General features: G+C 61.9%; 16 protein-coding genes. 1 reads left to right on the forward strand and 15 read right to left on the reverse strand.

What is annotated here, in order from left to right; translation table 11 throughout:
• Position 1: 1 nt before the first annotated feature.
• The 15 genes from AB4P90_RS19185 to leuC form a co-directional block, all read right to left on the reverse strand.
• Complete coding sequence (locus AB4P90_RS19185; protein ID WP_014719150.1) at positions 2-1213, reverse strand: O-succinylhomoserine sulfhydrylase; 1212 nt, start codon at positions 1211-1213, stop codon at positions 2-4.
• Between the two features lie 65 nt (positions 1214-1278).
• Positions 1279-2784, reverse strand: a complete 1506-nt coding sequence (gene purF / locus AB4P90_RS19190) for an amidophosphoribosyltransferase (protein WP_003192537.1) — start codon at positions 2782-2784, stop codon at positions 1279-1281.
• A gap of 41 nt (positions 2785-2825) precedes the next feature.
• Positions 2826-3383: a CvpA family protein gene (locus AB4P90_RS19195; protein WP_014719151.1), complete on the reverse strand. Its 558-nt coding sequence runs from the start codon at positions 3381-3383 to the stop codon at positions 2826-2828.
• Positions 3384-3625: 242 nt separating this feature from the next.
• Positions 3626-4294 (reverse strand): SPOR domain-containing protein, encoded by a 669-nt coding sequence (locus AB4P90_RS19200; RefSeq protein WP_014719152.1) that lies wholly within the window; start codon positions 4292-4294, stop codon positions 3626-3628.
• Positions 4278-5585 (reverse strand): bifunctional tetrahydrofolate synthase/dihydrofolate synthase, encoded by a 1308-nt coding sequence (gene folC / locus AB4P90_RS19205; protein WP_019820868.1) that lies wholly within the window; start codon positions 5583-5585, stop codon positions 4278-4280. Before folC ends, AB4P90_RS19200 begins: the two co-directional genes overlap by 17 nt.
• Entirely contained in the window at positions 5582-6502 is a 921-nt protein-coding gene (gene accD, locus AB4P90_RS19210; RefSeq protein ID WP_014719154.1) for an acetyl-CoA carboxylase, carboxyltransferase subunit beta, read from the reverse strand. Before accD ends, folC begins: the two co-directional genes overlap by 4 nt.
• 245 nt (positions 6503-6747) lie before the next feature.
• Positions 6748-7380 carry a phosphoribosylanthranilate isomerase gene (locus AB4P90_RS19215; protein WP_014719155.1) on the reverse strand — a complete coding sequence of 211 codons (633 nt, stop codon included), beginning with the start codon at positions 7378-7380 and terminating at the stop codon, positions 6748-6750.
• A 63-nt stretch (positions 7381-7443) separates the two neighbouring features.
• Positions 7444-8268 carry a tRNA pseudouridine(38-40) synthase TruA gene (gene truA, locus AB4P90_RS19220; RefSeq protein WP_003192549.1) on the reverse strand — a complete coding sequence of 275 codons (825 nt, stop codon included), beginning with the start codon at positions 8266-8268 and terminating at the stop codon, positions 7444-7446.
• 207 nt (positions 8269-8475) lie between these two features.
• Positions 8476-11001 (reverse strand): FimV/HubP family polar landmark protein, encoded by a 2526-nt coding sequence (locus tag AB4P90_RS19225; RefSeq protein WP_395605292.1) that lies wholly within the window; start codon positions 10999-11001, stop codon positions 8476-8478.
• Positions 11002-11162: 161 nt separating this feature from the next.
• The gene (locus AB4P90_RS19230) at positions 11163-12173 is read right to left on the reverse strand and encodes an aspartate-semialdehyde dehydrogenase (protein ID WP_395605293.1); all 1011 of its coding nucleotides are present in this window, start codon (positions 12171-12173) and stop codon (positions 11163-11165) included.
• Positions 12174-12422: 249 nt separating this feature from the next.
• Positions 12423-13535: an aspartate-semialdehyde dehydrogenase gene (asd, locus tag AB4P90_RS19235; protein ID WP_003192554.1), complete on the reverse strand. Its 1113-nt coding sequence runs from the start codon at positions 13533-13535 to the stop codon at positions 12423-12425.
• A 64-nt stretch (positions 13536-13599) separates the two neighbouring features.
• Positions 13600-14682 (reverse strand): 3-isopropylmalate dehydrogenase, encoded by a 1083-nt coding sequence (gene leuB / locus AB4P90_RS19240; RefSeq protein ID WP_014719158.1) that lies wholly within the window; start codon positions 14680-14682, stop codon positions 13600-13602.
• Between the two features lie 53 nt (positions 14683-14735).
• Positions 14736-15500 (reverse strand): class I SAM-dependent methyltransferase, encoded by a 765-nt coding sequence (locus AB4P90_RS19245; protein WP_019820862.1) that lies wholly within the window; start codon positions 15498-15500, stop codon positions 14736-14738.
• A gap of 129 nt (positions 15501-15629) precedes the next feature.
• Positions 15630-16274 carry a 3-isopropylmalate dehydratase small subunit gene (gene leuD, locus AB4P90_RS19250; RefSeq protein ID WP_014719160.1) on the reverse strand — a complete coding sequence of 215 codons (645 nt, stop codon included), beginning with the start codon at positions 16272-16274 and terminating at the stop codon, positions 15630-15632.
• A gap of 10 nt (positions 16275-16284) precedes the next feature.
• Positions 16285-17703, reverse strand: a complete 1419-nt coding sequence (leuC, locus tag AB4P90_RS19255; RefSeq protein ID WP_020300951.1) for a 3-isopropylmalate dehydratase large subunit — start codon at positions 17701-17703, stop codon at positions 16285-16287.
• 140 nt (positions 17704-17843) lie between these two features.
• On the opposite strand from leuC, the gene AB4P90_RS19260 reads away from it, so the two are divergent.
• Positions 17844-18734, forward strand: a complete 891-nt coding sequence (locus AB4P90_RS19260; RefSeq protein WP_014719162.1) for a LysR family transcriptional regulator — start codon at positions 17844-17846, stop codon at positions 18732-18734.
• Positions 18735-18769: the final 35 nt, after the last annotated feature.

Genomic DNA, 18769 nt, shown 5'->3' on the forward strand with positions numbered 1-18769 from the left:
ATCACAAGGCCGCCAGCCCGCGGGCCAGGTCTGCCTGCAAGTCAGCAACATCTTCCAGGCCCACCGCGATGCGGATCAGGCTGTCACGAATGCCGGCCGCTTCACGCTCCTGCGGCGCCAGGCGCCCGTGGGAGGTGGTGCTCGGGTGGGTGATGGTGGTCTTGCTGTCACCCAGGTTGGCGGTAATGGAGATCAAGCGTGTCGCGTCGATGAAGCGCCAGGCGCCGTCTTTGCCGCCCTTCACTTCAAAACTCACCACCGCCCCGAAACCACGCTGCTGGCGCTGGGCCAAGGCGTGTTGCGGGTGGCTCTTGAGGCCGGCGTAATGCACTTTCTCGATACCGTCCTGCTGCTCCAGCCACTCGGCCAGGGCCTGGGCGTTGGCGCAATGGGCTTTCATGCGCAGGCTGAGGGTTTCCAGGCCTTTGAGGAAGATCCAGGCGTTGAACGGGCTGAGGGTCGGGCCGGCGGTGCGCAGGAAGCCCACCACTTCCTTCATCTGCTCGCTGCGACCGGCCACCACGCCGCCCATGCAACGGCCCTGGCCGTCGATAAACTTGGTTGCCGAGTGCACCACGATGTCCGCACCCAGCTTCAGCGGTTGCTGCAAGGCCGGGGTGCAGAAGCAGTTGTCCACCACCAGCATCGCGCCCTTGGCATGCGCGACTTCGGACAGCGCGGCGATGTCCACCAGCTCAGCGAGCGGGTTGGACGGCGATTCGACGAACAACAGCTTGGTATTGGCCTTGATGGCCGCCTCCCAACCGGACAGGTCCGCCAGGGGCACGTAATCGACTTCAATACCGAAACGCTTGAAGTACTTCTCGAACAGGCTGATGGTCGAGCCGAACACGCTGCGCGATACCAGCACATGGTCGCCGGCGCTGCACAGGCTCATCACCACCGCCAGGATGGCCGCCATTCCGGTGGCAGTCGCCACGGCCTGCTCGGCACCTTCCAGGGCCGCGATGCGCTCTTCAAACGCACGCACGGTCGGGTTGGTGTAGCGCGAATACACGTTGCCCGGCACTTCGCCAGCAAACCGCGCAGCGGCGTCGGCGGCAGTACGGAACACGTAGCTGGAGGTGAAGAACATCGGGTCGCCGTGCTCACCTTCCGGGGTACGGTGCTGGCCGGCGCGCACAGCCAGGGTATCGAAAGCTACGCCATCGAGGTCGCTGTCCAACCGACCGGCATCCCATTCCTGACTCATGCTGCGACTCCTTATTCAATTCTTTGTTTAAGATACAAAACCGGCCCCTCAGGGCCGGTGTTTACTCAGTTGTTATACAGGTCGATGATCGCGCTGACCGCCTGGGTCTTGATCTTCGACGAGTCGTTGCGCGCTTGCTCGATCTTGTTCAGGTAGGCCTCGTCGACATCGCCGGTGACGTACTTGCCGTCGAACACGGCGCAGTCGAACTGCTCGATCTTGATCTTGCCACCGCCAACCGCTTCGATCAGGTCCGGCAGGTCCTGGTAGATCAGCCAGTCGGCGCCGATCAGGTCGGCCACGTCCTGAGTCGAACGGTTATGCGCGATCAGCTCATGGGCGCTCGGCATGTCGATACCGTACACGTTCGGGTAACGCACTGCGGGCGCCGCAGAGCAGAAGTACACGTTCTTCGCCCCGGCTTCGCGGGCCATCTGGATGATCTGCTTGCAGGTGGTGCCGCGTACGATGGAGTCATCTACCAGCATTACGTTCTTGCCGCGGAACTCAAGCTCGATGGCGTTGAGCTTCTGGCGTACCGACTTCTTGCGCGCAGCCTGGCCGGGCATGATGAAAGTACGACCGATGTAGCGGTTCTTCACGAAGCCTTCGCGGAATTTGACGCCCAGATGGTTGGCCAGCTCCAGCGCGGCGGTGCGGCTGGTGTCCGGAATCGGGATGACCACATCGATATCGTGCTCGGGACGCTCGCGCAGGATCTTCTCGGCCAGCTTCTCGCCCATACGCAGGCGCGCCTTGTAGACCGAGACACCGTCGATGATCGAGTCCGGACGCGCCAGGTAGACGTGTTCGAAGATGCACGGGGTGAGCTTCGGCGCTACGGCGCACTGACGGGTGTGCAGCTTGCCGTCTTCGGTGATGTAGACAGCCTCGCCCGGCGCCAGGTCGCGGATCAGGGTGAAGCCCAGCACGTCCAGGGACACGCTTTCGGAGGCGATCATGTACTCGACGCCTTCGTCGGTGTGACGCTGGCCGAACACGATCGGGCGAATGCCGTGGGGGTCGCGGAAACCGACGATGCCGTAACCGGTGATCATCGCCACCACCGCATAACCACCGACGCAACGGTTGTGCACGTCGATCACGGCGGCGAACACGTCTTCTTCGGTCGGCTGCAGCTTGCCGCGCTGGGCCAGCTCGTGGGCGAACACGTTGAGCAGCACTTCCGAATCCGAGCTGGTGTTGACGTGGCGCAGGTCAGATTCGTAGATCTCCTTGGCCAGTTGTTCAACGTTGGTCAGGTTACCGTTGTGCGCCAAAGTGATGCCGTAAGGCGAGTTGACGTAGAACGGTTGAGCTTCGGCCGAGGTCGAGCTACCGGCAGTCGGGTATCGCACATGGCCAATGCCCATGTGCCCGACGAGGCGCTGCATGTGACGCTGATGGAACACGTCACGCACCAGGCCATTGTCCTTGCGCAGGAATAACCGGCCGTCGTGGCTGGTCACAATACCGGCAGCGTCCTGGCCGCGGTGCTGGAGGACGGTTAGCGCGTCATACAGCGCCTGATTGACGTTCGACTTACCGACGATACCGACGATGCCACACATGCGACGCAACCCCTACTTAATGAATCTTGACTGAACACAGCTTACTGAGGCGTTTTGGCCGGTAAGAGGTGTTCCTTGAACGGAAGATCAGCGGGTACGCTGATTCCGCTGGCCAGCCACTGACTGCTCCACCCCAATATGAGGTTCTTGGACCAGTCTGCAACCAATAGAAATTTTGGCACGAGTACCGACTCCTGCCACCACGAATCCTGCTGTACCGGCCCCAGGCTCAACAGCCCGACCGCCACGACCACCAGCAGCGCGCCACGCGCAGCCCCGAAGGCCATGCCGAGAAATCGATCGGTCCCTTCGATGCCGGTGACACGTATCAACTCGCCAATAAGATAATTGACCATTGCCCCCACCAACAGCGTGGCGATGAACATGATGGCGCAGCCCGCGATGACGCGAGCCGAAGGTGTCTCTATGTACCCGGCCAGGTAGACCGACAGTGAACCACCGAACATCCAGGCTACGACTCCTGCAATGATCCAGGTCAGCAACGACAGTGCTTCTTTTACGAAGCCGCGGCTCAGACTGATCAAAGCGGAGATGGCGACGATTGCAACGATCGCCCAATCAACCCAGGTAAATGGCACAGTGCAGCCTACGTACGGATAAGGCGGCGCATTTTAGCAGAGCGCCGGGCTATCGGTAAGCGGTGATTGCGGCTGCTTTGCAAATCAATAGATTGGGCGGTGTGAACGCCATTTCAAGCCCACCATAAATCAATGTGGGAGCTGGCTTGCCTGCGATGAGGGCGGCATATTCGACATCGTTGTCGATTGAACCACCGCCATCGCAGGCAAGCCAGCTCCCACATTTAGAGCCTATTGCCCGTTCAGCCGCGCTCGGGCTGGAAACGCACCACAAACCCGTTGAGGTTCTGCTGACGACCCAGCAAATCGCGCAGGCGATCTGCCTCGGCACGCTCGATCAGCGGCCCCACAAACACACGGTTCTTGCCATCGGCACTGCGGATATAGGCGTTATATCCCTGGGCACGCAGCTTTTTCTGCAAGGCATCGGCGCTTTCGCGATTGGCCAGGCTGGCGAGCTGGATCGACCAACTGATCGGCAAGCCATTAGGGTCGATGCGGCTCTGACCCACATCCGGCTTACCCGGTGCAGCAGGCTGCGGCGCCACAGGCTTGGGCGCTGGCGCCGGTGCAGCCGGTTTGGCGGCGACAGCCGGGGCTGGCGTCGGCTTGACCACCGGCACACTTGGCTGCACCGGCATCGAAGGGGCCTGCGAAGGTGCCTGTTGGGTGACGACCTCCTCCTCGACGGGCACAGGTTCTTCCGGCAACACCTGAGGCTCAGGCACAACTACCGGTTCGACTTGAACCTGGGGCACCACCGGCGCCTGGGGCGCAGCGGGAGCTTCAACCACCACCTGGCGCTGTTCGTCCTGGCGGGAAAACAGCATCGGCAGAAAGATTACCGCCAACGCCACCAGCACCAGGGCCCCGACCATTCGCTGCTTGTATGCGCTATCCAGTAATGCCATGTGCAGCTTCCTCCGTGGAGCGCCGGGCCAGCCATTCAAGCGCCTCGGCAACACAATAAAATGATCCGAACAACAGGATTTCGTCTTCGGCCGCAGCCAGCGCACACTGCGCCTCAAGGGCGGCAGTGATGCTTGCATACGACGTCACGGGCGCGCCAAGGTTCTGCAAGGCAGTTTCCAGCTCAACCGCAGGACGGCTGCGCGGCGTATCCAGCGGCGCAACGGCCCAAGACTGTACGCTGCCAAACAACGGCGCTATTACGCCATCAAGATCCTTGTCGGCCAGCAACCCGAACACCGCCAGGCGGCGGCCGGCCGGTGGTGTGCGCGCCAGGCGCTGAGCCAGATAGTGAGCCGCATGGGGGTTATGCCCGACATCCAGCAACAGGTTCAGGCGCTTGCCTTGCCAGTCCAGCACCCGGCGATCCAGGCGCCCCACCACCTTCGTCGCTCGCAGGGTTGCGCCGATCTGCTTGGCATCCCACGGCAGATCCAGCAGCAAATAGGCTTGCAGCGCGAGTGCGGCGTTTTCCATCGGCAGGTTCAGCAACGGCAAATCGAGCAGCTCTACCACCTTGCCACGGGCATCACGCCCACGCCATTGCCAGTGGGTCGCACCGATGTCGAGATTGAATTCACGACCTCGCAGGTAGAACGGGCAATCCAGCTCGCGCACCTTGTCCAGCAAAGGTTGCGGCGGATCCAGGTCGCCACAGAGCGCGGGCCTGCTCTGGCGGAAGATCCCGGCCTTTTCATAGGCCACAGACTCGCGGGTATTGCCTAGATAGTCGGCGTGATCAACACCGATGCTGGTGACCAGCGCCAGGTCGGCATCCACCACGTTGACCGTATCCAGGCGCCCGCCGAGGCCGACTTCCAGCACGACCACATCCAGCTGCGCACGCTCGAACAGCCAGAACGCCGCCAGGGTGCCCATTTCGAAATAGGTCAGGGAAGTCTCGCCACGCCCGGCCTCCAGGGCCGCGAAGGCTTCGCACAGTTGGGCATCAGTGGCTTCTACGCCATTGAGCTGCACCCGCTCGTTGTAGCGCAGCAGGTGCGGCGAGCTGTACACGCCGACTTTGAGGCCCTGGGCCTGCAACAGCGCGGCGACAAAGGCACAGGTAGAGCCCTTGCCGTTGGTGCCGGTCACCGTGATCACACGCGGTGCCGGCTGACCCAACCCGAGGCGGGCCGCTACCTGTTGCGAGCGCTCCAGGCCCATGTCGATGGCGGACGGATGCAACTGCTCAAGGTAGGCGAGCCATTCGCCCAGGGTACGTTGGGTCATAGGTTTGCTGGCACCGGCGGCACAACGATCGGCTCGACTTTAGGTGCGACGTACACAGGCGTCGGCAAGCCCATCATTTGCGCGAGCAGGCTGCCCAGGCGCGGGCGCAGTTCGCCACGCGGAATGATCAGGTCGATCGCACCGTGCTCCAACAGGAACTCGCTGCGCTGGAAGCCTTCCGGCAGTTTTTCCCGCACGGTCTGCTCGATCACGCGTGGGCCGGCAAAACCGATCAGGGCTTTAGGCTCGCCAACGATCACATCGCCCAACATCGCCAGGCTGGCGGACACGCCGCCGTAGACCGGGTCGGTCAGTACGGAGATGAACGGAATGCCTTCTTCACGCAGGCGCGCCAGTACCGCCGAGGTCTTGGCCATTTGCATCAGGGAAATCAGGGCTTCCTGCATACGCGCACCACCGGAGGCGGCGAAGCAGATCATCGGGCAACGGTTTTCCAGGGCATAGTTGGCAGCGCGAACAAAGCGCTCACCGACGATGGCACCCATGGAACCGCCCATGAAGGAGAATTCGAAGGCCGAAACCACCACCGGCATGCCCAGCAGCTTGCCGCTGACCGAAATCAGCGCGTCTTTCTCGCCGGTCTGCTTCTGCGCGCCGACCAGACGGTCCTTGTACTTCTTGCTGTCGCGGAACTTGAGACGGTCAACCGGCTCCAGGTCGGCACCTAGCTCATTACGGCCGTCGGCATCCAGGAAGATGTCGATACGGGCGCGGGCGCCAATACGCATGTGGTGGTTGCACTTGGGGCAAACGTCCAGGGTCTTTTCCAGCTCTGGGCGATACAGTACCGCGTCGCAGGATGGGCATTTGTGCCACAGACCTTCAGGAACCGAGCTTTTCTTCACCTCGGAACGCATGATCGAAGGGATCAGTTTGTCTACTAACCAGTTGCTCATGCTTTCTTTTCTCCAGTACCGGTGGCTTGAACACAGCCCCGCGTATGCCCTTGAGCTAAATTCATATGTGGCGATGACACAGGCGGGACGGGGTCAGACGTTGGACCTGCCATTTCCCGCCCGTATCCTCAGCCTTCCAGACAACCTGCCAGCGCAGGGTTGCCACTTCGTTTCCGGGCCACCCACAGGCGGCGCCGGGCTGTTTTACACAGTGGTAGTTATGGACGGCGGCAGACTGCCAGCCGTCACATCCCACCCCTGCTGTTGCGCACGGCCTGCATGAACGCGCGAATCTTGCTCGGGTCCTTGATCCCCTTGCCCTGCTCCACCCCACCGCTGACGTCGACGGCATACGGCCGAACCTGTTCGATGGCCGCCTGGACGTTCTCTGAGGTGAGCCCACCCGCGAGAATAACCGGCTTGCTCAACCCCTCGGGAATCAGCGACCAGTCGAACGCCTCGCCCGTACCACCGGGTACGCCTTCGACGTAGGTGTCCAGCAGAATCCCGCGAGCGCCGGCATACGCGGCGCAGGCTGCGGCAATATCGTCCCCGGCCTTGACCCGCAACGCCTTGATGTACGGGCGCTGATAGCTTTCGCATTCCTCTGGCGATTCGTCGCCGTGGAACTGCAACATATCCAGCGCCACCGCATCCAGGGTCTCGTTGAGCTCGCAGCGGCTGGCGTTGACAAACAACCCCACGGTGGTCACGAAGGGCGGCAACGCAGCGATAATCGCCCGCGCCTGCAGCACATTTACCGCCCGTGGGCTCTTGGCATAAAACACCAGGCCAATGGCATCCGCCCCCGCTTCGACTGCCGCCAGCGCGTCTTCTATGCGGGTAATCCCGCAAATCTTGCTGCGAACGGCTGACATGTCGTAGGAACCTCAGGGTTGGTCCGAGAAAGTCCCGGATGGTAACAAAAGCTTTTCCGGGCGTCAGCCGCCAAGTTCGCTGAAACCGGTGAGGAAGTGCGGCCCGATAAAGCGTTCCGGCAGTTCGAACTCGTCGCGGTACTCCACATCCACCAGATACAGGCCGAACGGATGCGCCGTGACCCCGCCCGTGCGGCGGATGCGGCTTTCCAGCACTTCCTTGGCCCACTCCACCGGGCGTTCACCGGTGCCGATGGTCATCAGCACCCCAGCGATATTGCGCACCATATGATGCAGAAAGGCCCCGGCACGGATATCCAGCACGATCATCTTGCCGTGGCGCGTCACCCGCAGGTGGTGGACTTCCTTGATCGGCGACTTGGCCTGGCACTGCCCGGCACGGAAGGCGCTGAAGTCATGCACCCCCACCAGATGCTGCGCGGCTTCGGCCATACGCTCGGCATCCAGTGGGCGGTGGTTCCAGGTGATTTCTTCATTGAGGTGCGCCGGGCGGATCTGATCGTTGTAGATCACGTAGCGGTAACGCCGGGCGATGGCCTTGAAACGGGCGTGAAAATGCGCCGGCATGACCTTGGCCCAGCTGACACTGACATCATGGGGCAAATTGATATTGGCCCCCATCACCCACGCCTTCATCGACCGCTCGGCCTGGGTGTCGAAGTGCACCACTTGGCCACACGCGTGCACGCCGGCATCGGTGCGCCCGGCACACATCAGCGACACCGGCGAGTTGGCGACTTTGGACAGGGCGTTTTCCAGGGTTTCCTGCACCGTCAGCACCCCGGAGGCCTGACGCTGCCAGCCGCGATAGCGCGAGCCTTTGTATTCCACGCCCAGAGCGATGCGGTAAAAGCCTGCGGCCGCCATTTCGGCAGCCGCGTTATCTATATTTGCCAAGAACTGAGAGCCTGATGAGTTGCGCAAAGGCGGGCATTATAGGGCGTCAGGGTGCATGAGTGGACTTTAAATATGGGAGCGGGCTTGCTCGCAAATGCACCGTGTCATCCAGCACATCAGCAACTGCACCACCGCATTCGCGAGCAAGCCCGCTCCCACATTTTTCTGCGTCGGCCGTTAGATTCTGCCGAGCATTTCCTTGGCTTCGCTACGCTGACCCTCGTCGCCTTCGGTCAACACTTCGGACAGGATGTCTCGCGCGCCGTCCGCATCGCCCATGTCGATGTAGGCCTGGGCCAAGTCGAGCTTGGTGGCCACTTCATCAGTGCCAGAGAGGAAATCGAACTCTGGCTCATCCTCAGCACCCAGCGCGGCATCTTCAGCCGTGAAGGAAGGCTCGATCGGCGGATGCTCCAGACTCTGTGACAAACGATCCAGTTCAGCGTTGACGTCGTCCAGCTCCGAAGCAAAAGCATCGGGCTTGGCTGCCGGGGCGCTCGGCTCGTCCGCCAGCGAGAGGTCAAAGTCTTCTGGCAGGTCGAATTCGTCCAGCGCGGCCGGCGTCAGGGTCGGCGGCTCAACCGGCGGGACATCCTTGATCTGCCCTTCAAGGCCCGACAGGAAGTCGTCATCGGATTGCGACGTCGGCGGGTCCAGTTGCAGGTCCAGATCGAAGTCCGACAGGTCCGGCGCATCGGCCTTGGGCTCAGTCTGTTGTTTGAGCAGCGATTCAAAGGTTTGCTGGTCTTGCGCGATCTCGGCCGGCGAGGCGGCTTCCAGGTCATCCAGACTCAGGTCGAAATCGGTGTCGAAGGTGTCTGCCTGCGGGGCCGGGGTCGGCTTGTCATCGAGCAGGTCCTTGACGTACTGCGCATCCAGGGCCGCGGCAGCCACTGCGGCACTGACACCCGCCGCCAACACGGCCATGGCCGGGAAACGCGCCTTGAGCTGCTCGACCTGGGCATGGTTCTCACCGTTGGCCACCAACTGGCGCTCCTGGGTGACGAACCCGTCCTTGTTGTTCTGCAGCCCATAGACTTCCATCAGCTTCAAACGCAGGTCGCTGCGCTTGGGCTCGCGCTTGATGGCTTGTTCAAGCACATCCGCCGCCTGGTTCAGATGGCCACGGTCGATATGGGATTGGGCCTGGGCCAGGGCGTCACTGGCGTTTTCCTGAGCCACGGCAACCGCCAACGGCGCCAGCACGGAGGCGACCGTCGGTGCCACTACCGTCTCAACCACCGGCGCCGGCGCGGGCGCAGATGCTGGCGGCGTTGCGGTGGCGAGCTTGACGCTCGGCGGCGGCACTTCAAGGCCCTCGAAGCTGTCAGGCGGCAGGTCTTGATCGATATTGGAAACGAACTCAGGCTCTTCGGCCAACGCCCGCGCCATACGCAGATGTTTCTCTTCTTCGCGGCGAGCATTGCGATGGCGTGCCCACAGCAGCAGAAGCAGCAACACCACCAGCAGGGCCGCACCGCCAAGGATGCCGAGCACAATCGGGTTGGTCAGCAGGTCGTTGAACTTGCCTTCGGTGCTGGCCGGCGCAGCAGCCGGCTTGGCCGGTTCAGGCACTGGCGCTGGTGTTGCAACGGGGGCCGCCGGCTCAGCTGCCGGTTCACCCGGCAACTGCGCGGGCATCGCGGCTGTCTGTGGCTCGCCCGTTTGCGCTTGCAAACGAGCCAATTGGTCATTCTTCAGCTGGATCAGCTTCTGCAGCTTGTCCAACTGGCTTTGCAAGTCGGCGGCACGGCTTTTCAGTTCTTCGTTGTCGCGCCGCGTGGTGTCGAGCTCTTCCTGGGTCATTGCCAGCTTGTCGCTCAGGGCGCGGCTGTCACCGACGGTGCCCTTCGCGCCTTTCTTGGCAGCTTCGGCCGACACCAGGCTCAGGTTATCCTTGGCCTGGGTACTCGACGGCGCATTGCCGGCCTGGGTGCGTTTGGTCGCGTCCAACTGCGGCTTGCCGGCCACTTGGCTCTGAGGGCCACGGCGGCCCTGGCGCCAGGCGGCGTTCTGCGCGCTCACTTCGGCAATCGCTTGCGGCTGCGCCAGCGCTGTACTTTGCGTGGTATCTGGCAGGCGCAGGACCTGGCCGGTTTTCAGGCGGTTGATATTGCCGTCGACAAAGGCATCCGGGTTAAGCGCCTGGATGGCCAGCATCGTTTGCTGGACCGAGGCGCCATTGCGGTTCTTTGCGGCAATTTCCCACAAGGTGTCGCGGGACGTGGTGGTGTGCTGGGCAGGCGTGCTGGCGGCTGGCGCGGTACTGGCCGGCGCGCTCGCCGTCGGCGCTGGCTGATCGAACTTGGCCGGGTCGAGCAGTACGCTGTAGTCACGCATCAAACGGCCATTGGGCCATTGCACCTGCATGAGGAAGCGCACATAGGAATCGGGCAGAGGCTTGCTGGAGGTCACGCGCACCACGCTGCGCCCCTCGGGGTTGATCACCGGGGTGAACGTCAGGTCATCGAGAAACGCCTGGCGGTCGACACCCGCATCCACGAAGGCCTGGGCCGACGCCAGGCTAGGGGTGATCTCGGCCGCCGTAAGGCCGCCCACATCGCGCAATTCGATTTCCACCGACAGCGGCTGGTTCAACTTCGACTTGAGCGTCATCTCCCCAAGTTGCAGCGCCTGCGCCATACCGGAGGACAGCGCCGAGGCGGCCGCTATTGCTAACACCAGTTTGCGAACTTGAACCATAGCCTCATCCTTTGTTTGAACACTTCCCGCCCTGCGAGAAGGTTGGTAACCGCTGCCATTAGGCATGGCGAGCCGATAGGTCACCGACGCGCTTGTGTTTCACTTGGGACCAAGCATAGCGCCTGGTTAGAATCAATCTACAAATTGCCGCCAAGTATCTTTTACACAAGGCCTTTTATCAACAACTGCGCCAGCTCCACGGCGTTCAGGGCCGAGCCTTTGCGTACGTTATCTGACGTCAGCCAAAGATTTAGTTCCGCCGGGTCGTCGATACCGGCGCGAACTCGCCCTACGTACACCACGTCCTGGCCGACGGCATCGCCTACGGCCGTGGGGTAATCGCCCTCCTCGACCCGCTCTATTCCCGGTGCAGCGTCGAGCGCACGGTTCACCGCGTCCAGGTCGACCGGCGCGGCCAATTGCAGCGACACAGCCAGGCTATCGCCGAAAAACACCGGGGCTTGAACGCAGGTGGCGGAAATCTTTAGTAAAGGTGTTTCCAGCACCGCACGCAGTTCGTGTACGAGACGTTTCTCCAGGGCGGTATGACCTTGGGCATCCGGCGTGCCGACTTGCGCCAGCAGGTTGAACGCCACTTGCCGATCAAAGAACGCCGGTTCCAAGGGACGCACGTTCAACAGTTCAGCGGTCTGGCGCGCCAACTCGCTGACGGCCTCGCGGCCCTGGGCAGAGATGGCCAGGTTAGCGGTGACACTCACGCGCTGGATGTCCACCACACCGCGCAAGGGCGCCAGCACCACCGCGAGGTACGTGGCACAGGGGCTCGGGCTGCCGAGTTGAAAAGGCTTTTTCAACTCGTTCAGCACATGGGCGTTGGCCTGCGGTACCACTTGCGGCGCCTGCTCGGCGGGCAATGCGCCGGACAAGTCAATCACCGCGCAACCAGCGGCGGTGGCACGCGGAGCGAAGCTCAAGGTCACCGCCGGGCCTGCAGCGAAGAACGCCAACTGCACCTTGCTGAAGTCAAACGTGTCGACTTCTTTGACCCGCACGTTCTTGCCCCGAAACGGCACCGAAGCCCCCGCCGAGTTGCTGCCCGCCAGCAAGTACAAGGTGCCCACAGGGAACTCCAGCTCTTCAAGAATCTGCACCAGGGTTTCACCCACGGTACCGGTGGCGCCGATCACGGCGATTTCAAAGGTCTGGGTCATGGGGTTGCCTCGGGCATTACGGGGGAGCGGCACTTTACCGGGTGGTAGAGGGTGAGGCAATTACAGCCCCCCTGATCGTTCCCACGCTCTGCGTGGGAATGCCTCCTGTGACGCTCCGCGTCACGCCTCTAAAGCAGACGCAGAGCGTCCAGAGCTGCATTCCCACGCAGAGCGTGGGAATGATCACAAAGGCAACAAAAAACCCGCGCCTATCACCAGAACGCGGGTTTCTGTTATTGCTTCAAGCGATCAACGCTCCAGCAAAATCCGCAACATGCGACGCAACGGCTCAGCCGCGCCCCACAGCAGTTGGTCGCCGACGGTGAACGCGCCGAGGAACTGGCTGCCCATGTTCAGCTTGCGCAGACGGCCCACCGGTACATTCAGGGTGCCGGTGACCTTGGTCGGGCTCAGCTCCTGCATGCTGATATCGCGGTTGTTCGGCACCAGCTTGACCCAGGGGTTGTGCTGGCTGATCAGGCCTTCGATATCGGCGATCGGCACGTCTTTGTTCAGCTTGATGGTCAGCGCCTGGCTGTGGCAACGCATGGCGCCAATGCGCACGCAGATGCCATCCACCGGGATCGGGTTCTTGAAGCGACCCAGGATCTTGTTGGTTTCGGCCTGGGCCTTCCACTCTTCACGGCTCTGGCCGTTAGGCAGTTCCTTGTCGATCCACGGGATCAAGCTACCGGCCAATGGCACGCCAAAGTTCTCGGTCGGGTAAGCGTCGCTGCGCATGGCCTCGGCCACACGGCGGTCGATATCGAGAATCGCACTCGCCGGGTCAGCCAGTTGATCGGCGACAGCGGCGTGGGTCGCGCCCATCTGCTTGATCAGTTCGCGCATGTTCTGCGCGCCGGCGCCGGAGGCCGCCTGATAGGTCATGGCGCTCATCCACTCCACCAGGCCCGCTTCGAACAGGCCACCCAGGCCCATCAGCATCAGGCTCACGGTGCAGTTGCCGCCCACGTAGTTCTTGGTGCCGGCGTCCAGTTGCTGATCGATGACCTTGCGGTTGACCGGATCGAGGATGATCACCGCGTCATCCTGCATGCGCAGGCTCGAAGCGGCGTCGATCCAGTAACCCTGCCAGCCGGCTTCGCGCAGCTTGGGGAAGACTTCGCTGGTGTAGTCGCCACCCTGGCAGGTCAGGATCACGTCGAGGCTCTTCAACTCTTCAATGCTGTAGGCATCCTTGAGCGGGGCAATATCCTTGCCCACGGACGGCCCTTGGCCACCTACGTTCGAAGTGGTGAAAAACACCGGCTCAATAAGATCGAAATCCTGCTCTTCCAGCATCCGCTGCATGAGCACGGAACCGACCATACCGCGCCAACCGATCAGACCTACACGTTTCATCGCAACTACACCTTGTTAAAAAGTGGGCCGCCTTGCAGCAACAACTGCAAGCGGGCCCGAGAGATTACAGATTCCGCAGCGCGGCGACTACTGCGTCGCCCATTTCTTGCGTCCCGACCTTGGTGCAACCCTGGGACCAGATATCGCCCGTGCGCAAGCCCTGATCCAGCACCAGGCTGACAGCCTTCTCGATGGCGTCCGCCGCATCGCCCAGGTTGAAGCTGTAGCGCAGCATCATCGACACCGACAAAATCGTCGCCAGCGGGTTGGCAATGCCCTGCCCCGCGATGTCTGGCGCCGAACCGTGGCACGGCTCGTACATACCTTTATTGTTGGTGTCCAGGGACGCCGACGGCAGCATGCCGATGGAACCGGTGAGCATCGACGCCTGGTCGGACAGGATGTCGCCGAACAGGTTGTCGGTGACGATCACGTCGAACTGCTTGGGTGCGCGCACCAACTGCATGGCGGCGTTGTCGACGTACATGTGGCTCAGTTCGACGTCCGGGTAATCCTTGGCGACTTCTTCGACGATTTCACGCCACAGCTGGCTGGAAGCCAACACGTTGGCTTTATCCACCGAGCAGACCTTTTTACCGCGCACCCGCGCCATGTCGAAACCGACACGGGCGATACGGCGGATTTCGCTCTCGCTGTACGGCAGCGTGTCGTAGGCCTGGCGTTCGCCATTTTCCAACTCGCGCACGCCCCGTGGCGAGCCGAAGTAGATACCGCCGGTCAGCTCGCGCACGATGAGGATATCCAGGCCCGCCACCACTTCCGGCTTGAGGCTCGACGCGTCGGCCAGTTGCGGGTAGAGGATGGCCGGGCGCAGGTTGCCGAACAGGCCCAGTTGCGCACGGATTTTCAGCAGGCCGCGCTCAGGGCGGATGTCACGCTCGATCTTGTCCCATTTCGGCCCACCCACGGCGCCGAGCAGCACGGCATCGGCAGCCCGGGCGCGGTCGAGGGTCTCGTCGGCCAGCGGCACGCCGTGCTTGTCGATGGCGGCGCCGCCGATCACATCGTGGCTCAGCTCGAAGCCCAGGTTGTACTTGCTGTTGGCAAGCTCAAGGACCTTGACCGCTTCGGCCATGATTTCCGGACCAATACCGTCGCCAGGGAGAATCAGAATCTGCTTGCTCATGCGTTCCTCATTTCATCAAGCGACCCGCCCGTGGGCAGGTCGGGAAAAATCAATCAGCGTTCGGCGAAGACCACCAGCACATCGGTGCTGAAGGTGCCGTCGGCTTGAATGTCGTAATAATCGCGCACTTCCTGGCCCATCGCCTGTTGCAGCTTAAGGATTGCCGCACGCAATACCTCTGGCGTGCGCATGCGCTCGACCCACGAGGTGTATTCCAGGCGCAAGCGCTGGCGACTGCTGTTGCGCACGTGCAGGCCAGCCTCACTCAACTGGCGCATCCACTCGGCGCCGGAGTAATCACGCACGTGGCTGGTGTCGCGCAGCACTTCGACGGTTTGCAGGTAAGTGTCCAACAGGGGGCTGCCCGGTGACAAGACATCCACAAATGCCGCCACGCCGCCCGGCTTGAGCACCCGGCGCACTTCACGCAGGGCCAGGCCGAGGTCGCTCCAGTGATGGGCCGAATAACGGCTGAATACGAAGTCGAACTCACCCTCGGCAAAGGGCAAGCACTCAGCGGCGCCGTGCACGGTGCGGATGTTGTCCAGGTTGCGGTCTTTGGCGGCAGCGGCCACCACGTCGAGCATGGGCTGGGACAAGTCGTAGGCCACCACTTCTTTGACCAGAGGCGCCACATGGAAGCTGACATGACCGGCACCGCAGCCCAGGTCCAGCAAGCGTGCAGCGCCCTGCCCAGCCAGCTCGGCCTGTAGCACAGCGAATTCGGTGCCCTGGGCGTGTACGGCGCTGCTCAGGTAGGCCGAGGCTTGCTCGCCGAATTGTTTTTGCACGACTTGGGTGTGGGCGGTGGTGGTCATGGTGGCTTTCCTTGGGGTTTGTGGTGGTTGCACTGGCGCTATCGCAGGCAAGCCAGCTCCCACCGTTGGAATGCACTCCAATGTGGGAGTCGGGCTTGCCCGCGATGGGGCCCGCACGGTTACCGCAAATCAGGCATCGCGAAACAACCAGGGCTGGCTCGCCCGGTGCCTGGTTTCAAACGCAGCAATCGCATCGCCGTCCTGCAAGGTCAGGCCAATGTCATCCAGGCCGTTGATCAGGCAGTGCTTACGGAAGGCATCCACTTCAAAGTGGTACACCTTGCCGTCAGGGCGGGTCACGGTTTGCGCGGCCAGGTCCACCGTCAATTGGTAGCCGACATTGGCCTCCACTTGCTGGAACAACTCGTCCACTTCTGCGTCGCTCAAGATGATCGGCAACAGGCCGTTCTTGAAGCTGTTGTTGAAGAAGATATCGGCGTAGCTCGGCGCGATGATGCTGCGAAAGCCGTACTCTTCCAGGGCCCACGGCGCGTGTTCACGGCTGGAGCCGCAACCGAAGTTTTCCCGGGCCAGCAACACGCTGGCACCTTGGTAACGCTCGGCGTTGAGCACAAAGTCCTTGTTCAGGGGGCGCTTGGAGTTGTCCTGGTAGGCGTAGCCCACGTCCAGGTAGCGCCACTCATCGAACAAGTTGGGGCCGAAACCGGTGCGCTTGATCGACTTCAAAAATTGCTTGGGGATGATCTGGTCGGTGTCCACATTGGCACGGTCCAACGGCGCTACAAGGCCTGTATGTTGGGTAAAAGCTCTCATCGGGTTTTCCTCAGATCAATTCGCGAACGTCGATGAAACGACCGTTGACGGCAGCAGCGGCGGCCATGGCCGGGCTCACCAGGTGGGTACGCCCACCCGCGCCCTGACGCCCTTCGAAGTTACGGTTGGAGGTCGATGCGCAATGCTCGCCCGACTCCAGGCGGTCCGGGTTCATCGCCAGGCACATCGAGCAGCCCGGCTCCCGCCATTCAAAACCGGCTTCGAGGAAGATCTTGTCCAGCCCTTCGGCTTCCGCCTGGGCTTTAACCAGCCCGGAACCTGGCACCACAATGGCTTGCTTGATAGTCGAGGCCACCTTGCGGCCCTTGGCGATCACCGCCGCGGCGCGCAGGTCTTCGATCCGCGAGTTGGTGCAGGAGCCGATAAATACACGGTCCAACTGGATATCAGTGATCGCCTGATTGGCGGTCAACCCCATGTATTTCAAGGCGCGCTCGATGGAGCCGCGCTTGACCAGGTCGGCCTCTTTGGCCGGGTCCGGCACGTTCTGGTCAACGGCCAAGACCATTTCCGGCGAAGTGCCCCAGCTGACTTGCGGCTTGATCTGCGCAGCGTCGAGTTCGACCACGGTGTCGAACACCGCATCGGCGTCGGAGACCAGGTCTTTCCAGGCTTCGACGGCGGCGTCCCAATCGGCGCCTTGCGGCGCGAAGGGGCGACCTTTGACGTATTCGACGGTTTTTTCGTCCGCCGCCACCATACCCACGCGGGCACCGGCTTCGATGGACATGTTGCAGATGGTCATGCGGCCTTCAATGGACAGCTCGCGGATAGCACTGCCGGCGAACTCGATGGCATGGCCGTTACCGCCCGCGGTGCCGATCTTGCCGATCACAGCCAGTACGATGTCCTTGGCGGTCACGCCAAACGGCAATTGGCCTTCGACGCGTACCAGCATGTTCTTCATTTTCTTGGCCACCAGGCACTGGGTGGCAAACACGTGCTCCACCTCGGAAGTACCGATGCCGTGGGCCAGGGCGCCGAACGCACCATGGGTGGAGGTATGGGAGTCACCGCAGACCACGGTCATGCCCGGCAAGGTTGCGCCCTGCTCCGGGCCGATGACGTGGACGATGCCTTGGCGCACGTCGTTCATCTTGAATTCGGTGATGCCGTATTCGTCGCAATAGTCGTCAAGGGTCTGCACCTGCAACCGCGAGACCTGGTCGGCAATGGCGTCGATGCCGCCTTTGCGCTCAGGAGTGGTCGGCACGTTGTGGTCCGGCGTGGCGATGATGGAGTCGACGCGCCAAGGCTTGCGCCCGGCCAGTCGCAGGCCTTCGAACGCTTGGGGCGAGGTCACTTCATGGATGATGTGACGGTCGATGTAGATCAGCGACGATCCATCATCGCGACGTTTCACTTCATGGGAATCCCAAAGCTTGTCGTAAAGCGTTTTGCCGGCCATCAGTCGGTCCTCATCAGCGGTGCTTCTATACGCCGGGCTTTTCAATAACCCTTTGGCTTGTGAGGCTGATGGTATGGCGCTACATTAAATAACTCAAATTCATATTTTTTATGCTTTGGATTACCAACTGGAATAGCACCATGGACCTGGCCAACCTCAACGCCTTTATAGCCATCGCCGAGACCGGCAGCTTCTCCGGCGCCGGCGAACGCCTGCACCTGACCCAGCCGGCCATCAGCAAGCGCATCGCCGGTCTGGAACAACAATTGAAGGTACGACTGTTCGACCGCCTGGGCCGCGAAGTCGGCCTGACCGAGGCCGGGCGGGCCTTATTGCCCCGCGCCTATCAAATCCTCAACGTGCTGGACGACACCCGCCGGGCCCTGACCAACCTCACCGGCGAAGTCAGCGGCCGCCTCACCCTGGCCACCAGCCACCATATCGGCCTGCACCGCCTGCCACCGATTCTGCGCACCTTCACCCGGCAATACCCGAATGTGGCGCTGGATATTCAGTTTCTGGATTCAGAAGTGGCCTACGAAGAAATCCTCCACGGCCGTGCGGAAGTCGCAGTGATCACCCTGGCGCCAGAGCCCCACAACCTGGTACGCGCCACCCGGGTGTGGGACGACCCGCTGGATTTTGTGGTGGCGCCGGAACACAGCCTGATCAGCAACGGTTCCGTCAGCCTGGCGGATATAGCCGGGCATCCGGCGGTGTTTCCCGGAGGCAATACCTTTACCCACCATATTGTCAGCCGCCTGTTCGAGGCGCAGGGCCTGATGCCCAATATCGCGATGAGTACTAACTACCTGGAAACCATCAAGATGATGGTCTCCATCGGTCTGGCCTGGAGTGTGTTACCACGCACCATGCTCGACGATCAGGTGGCAAGTATCGCTTTGCCGGGCATACAGCTCAGTCGCCAGCTAGGCTATATCGTGCACACCGAAAGGACGCTGTCGAACGCTGCGCGGGCTTTCATGAGCCTGTTGGATGCACAGGTCGATCTGCCAGGGTTATCGGCATGACACCGTGCGGGCCAAGGGTTTGGGTCAAACCGCGC

Origin of the sequence: Pseudomonas sp. B16120, from assembly GCF_044218845.1 — a bacterium.
Classification (GTDB): Bacteria; Pseudomonadota; Gammaproteobacteria; order Pseudomonadales; family Pseudomonadaceae; genus Aquipseudomonas; species Aquipseudomonas paracarnis.

Bases quoted from the DNA above. Each gene is read 5' to 3' on its own strand.
- AB4P90_RS19185 (WP_014719150.1), bottom strand. From the start codon at position 1,213: ATGAGTCAGGAATGGGATGCCGGTCGGTTGGACAGCGACCTCGATGGC.
- purF (WP_003192537.1), bottom strand. From the start codon at position 2,784: ATGTGTGGCATCGTCGGTATCGTCGGTAAGTCGAACGTCAATCAGGCG.
- AB4P90_RS19200 (WP_014719152.1), bottom strand. From the start codon at position 4,294: ATGGCATTACTGGATAGCGCATACAAGCAGCGAATGGTCGGGGCCCTG.
- folC (WP_019820868.1), bottom strand. From the start codon at position 5,585: ATGACCCAACGTACCCTGGGCGAATGGCTCGCCTACCTTGAGCAGTTG.
- accD (WP_014719154.1), bottom strand. From the start codon at position 6,502: ATGAGCAACTGGTTAGTAGACAAACTGATCCCTTCGATCATGCGTTCC.
- AB4P90_RS19215 (WP_014719155.1), bottom strand. From the start codon at position 7,380: ATGTCAGCCGTTCGCAGCAAGATTTGCGGGATTACCCGCATAGAAGAC.
- truA (WP_003192549.1), bottom strand. From the start codon at position 8,268: ATGGCGGCCGCAGGCTTTTACCGCATCGCTCTGGGCGTGGAATACAAA.
- AB4P90_RS19225 (WP_395605292.1), bottom strand. From the start codon at position 11,001: ATGGTTCAAGTTCGCAAACTGGTGTTAGCAATAGCGGCCGCCTCGGCG.
- AB4P90_RS19230 (WP_395605293.1), bottom strand. From the start codon at position 12,173: ATGACCCAGACCTTTGAAATCGCCGTGATCGGCGCCACCGGTACCGTG.
- asd (WP_003192554.1), bottom strand. From the start codon at position 13,535: ATGAAACGTGTAGGTCTGATCGGTTGGCGCGGTATGGTCGGTTCCGTG.
- leuB (WP_014719158.1), bottom strand. From the start codon at position 14,682: ATGAGCAAGCAGATTCTGATTCTCCCTGGCGACGGTATTGGTCCGGAA.
- AB4P90_RS19245 (WP_019820862.1), bottom strand. From the start codon at position 15,500: ATGACCACCACCGCCCACACCCAAGTCGTGCAAAAACAATTCGGCGAG.
- leuD (WP_014719160.1), bottom strand. From the start codon at position 16,274: ATGAGAGCTTTTACCCAACATACAGGCCTTGTAGCGCCGTTGGACCGT.
- leuC (WP_020300951.1), bottom strand. From the start codon at position 17,703: ATGGCCGGCAAAACGCTTTACGACAAGCTTTGGGATTCCCATGAAGTG.
- AB4P90_RS19260 (WP_014719162.1), top strand. From the start codon at position 17,844: ATGGACCTGGCCAACCTCAACGCCTTTATAGCCATCGCCGAGACCGGC.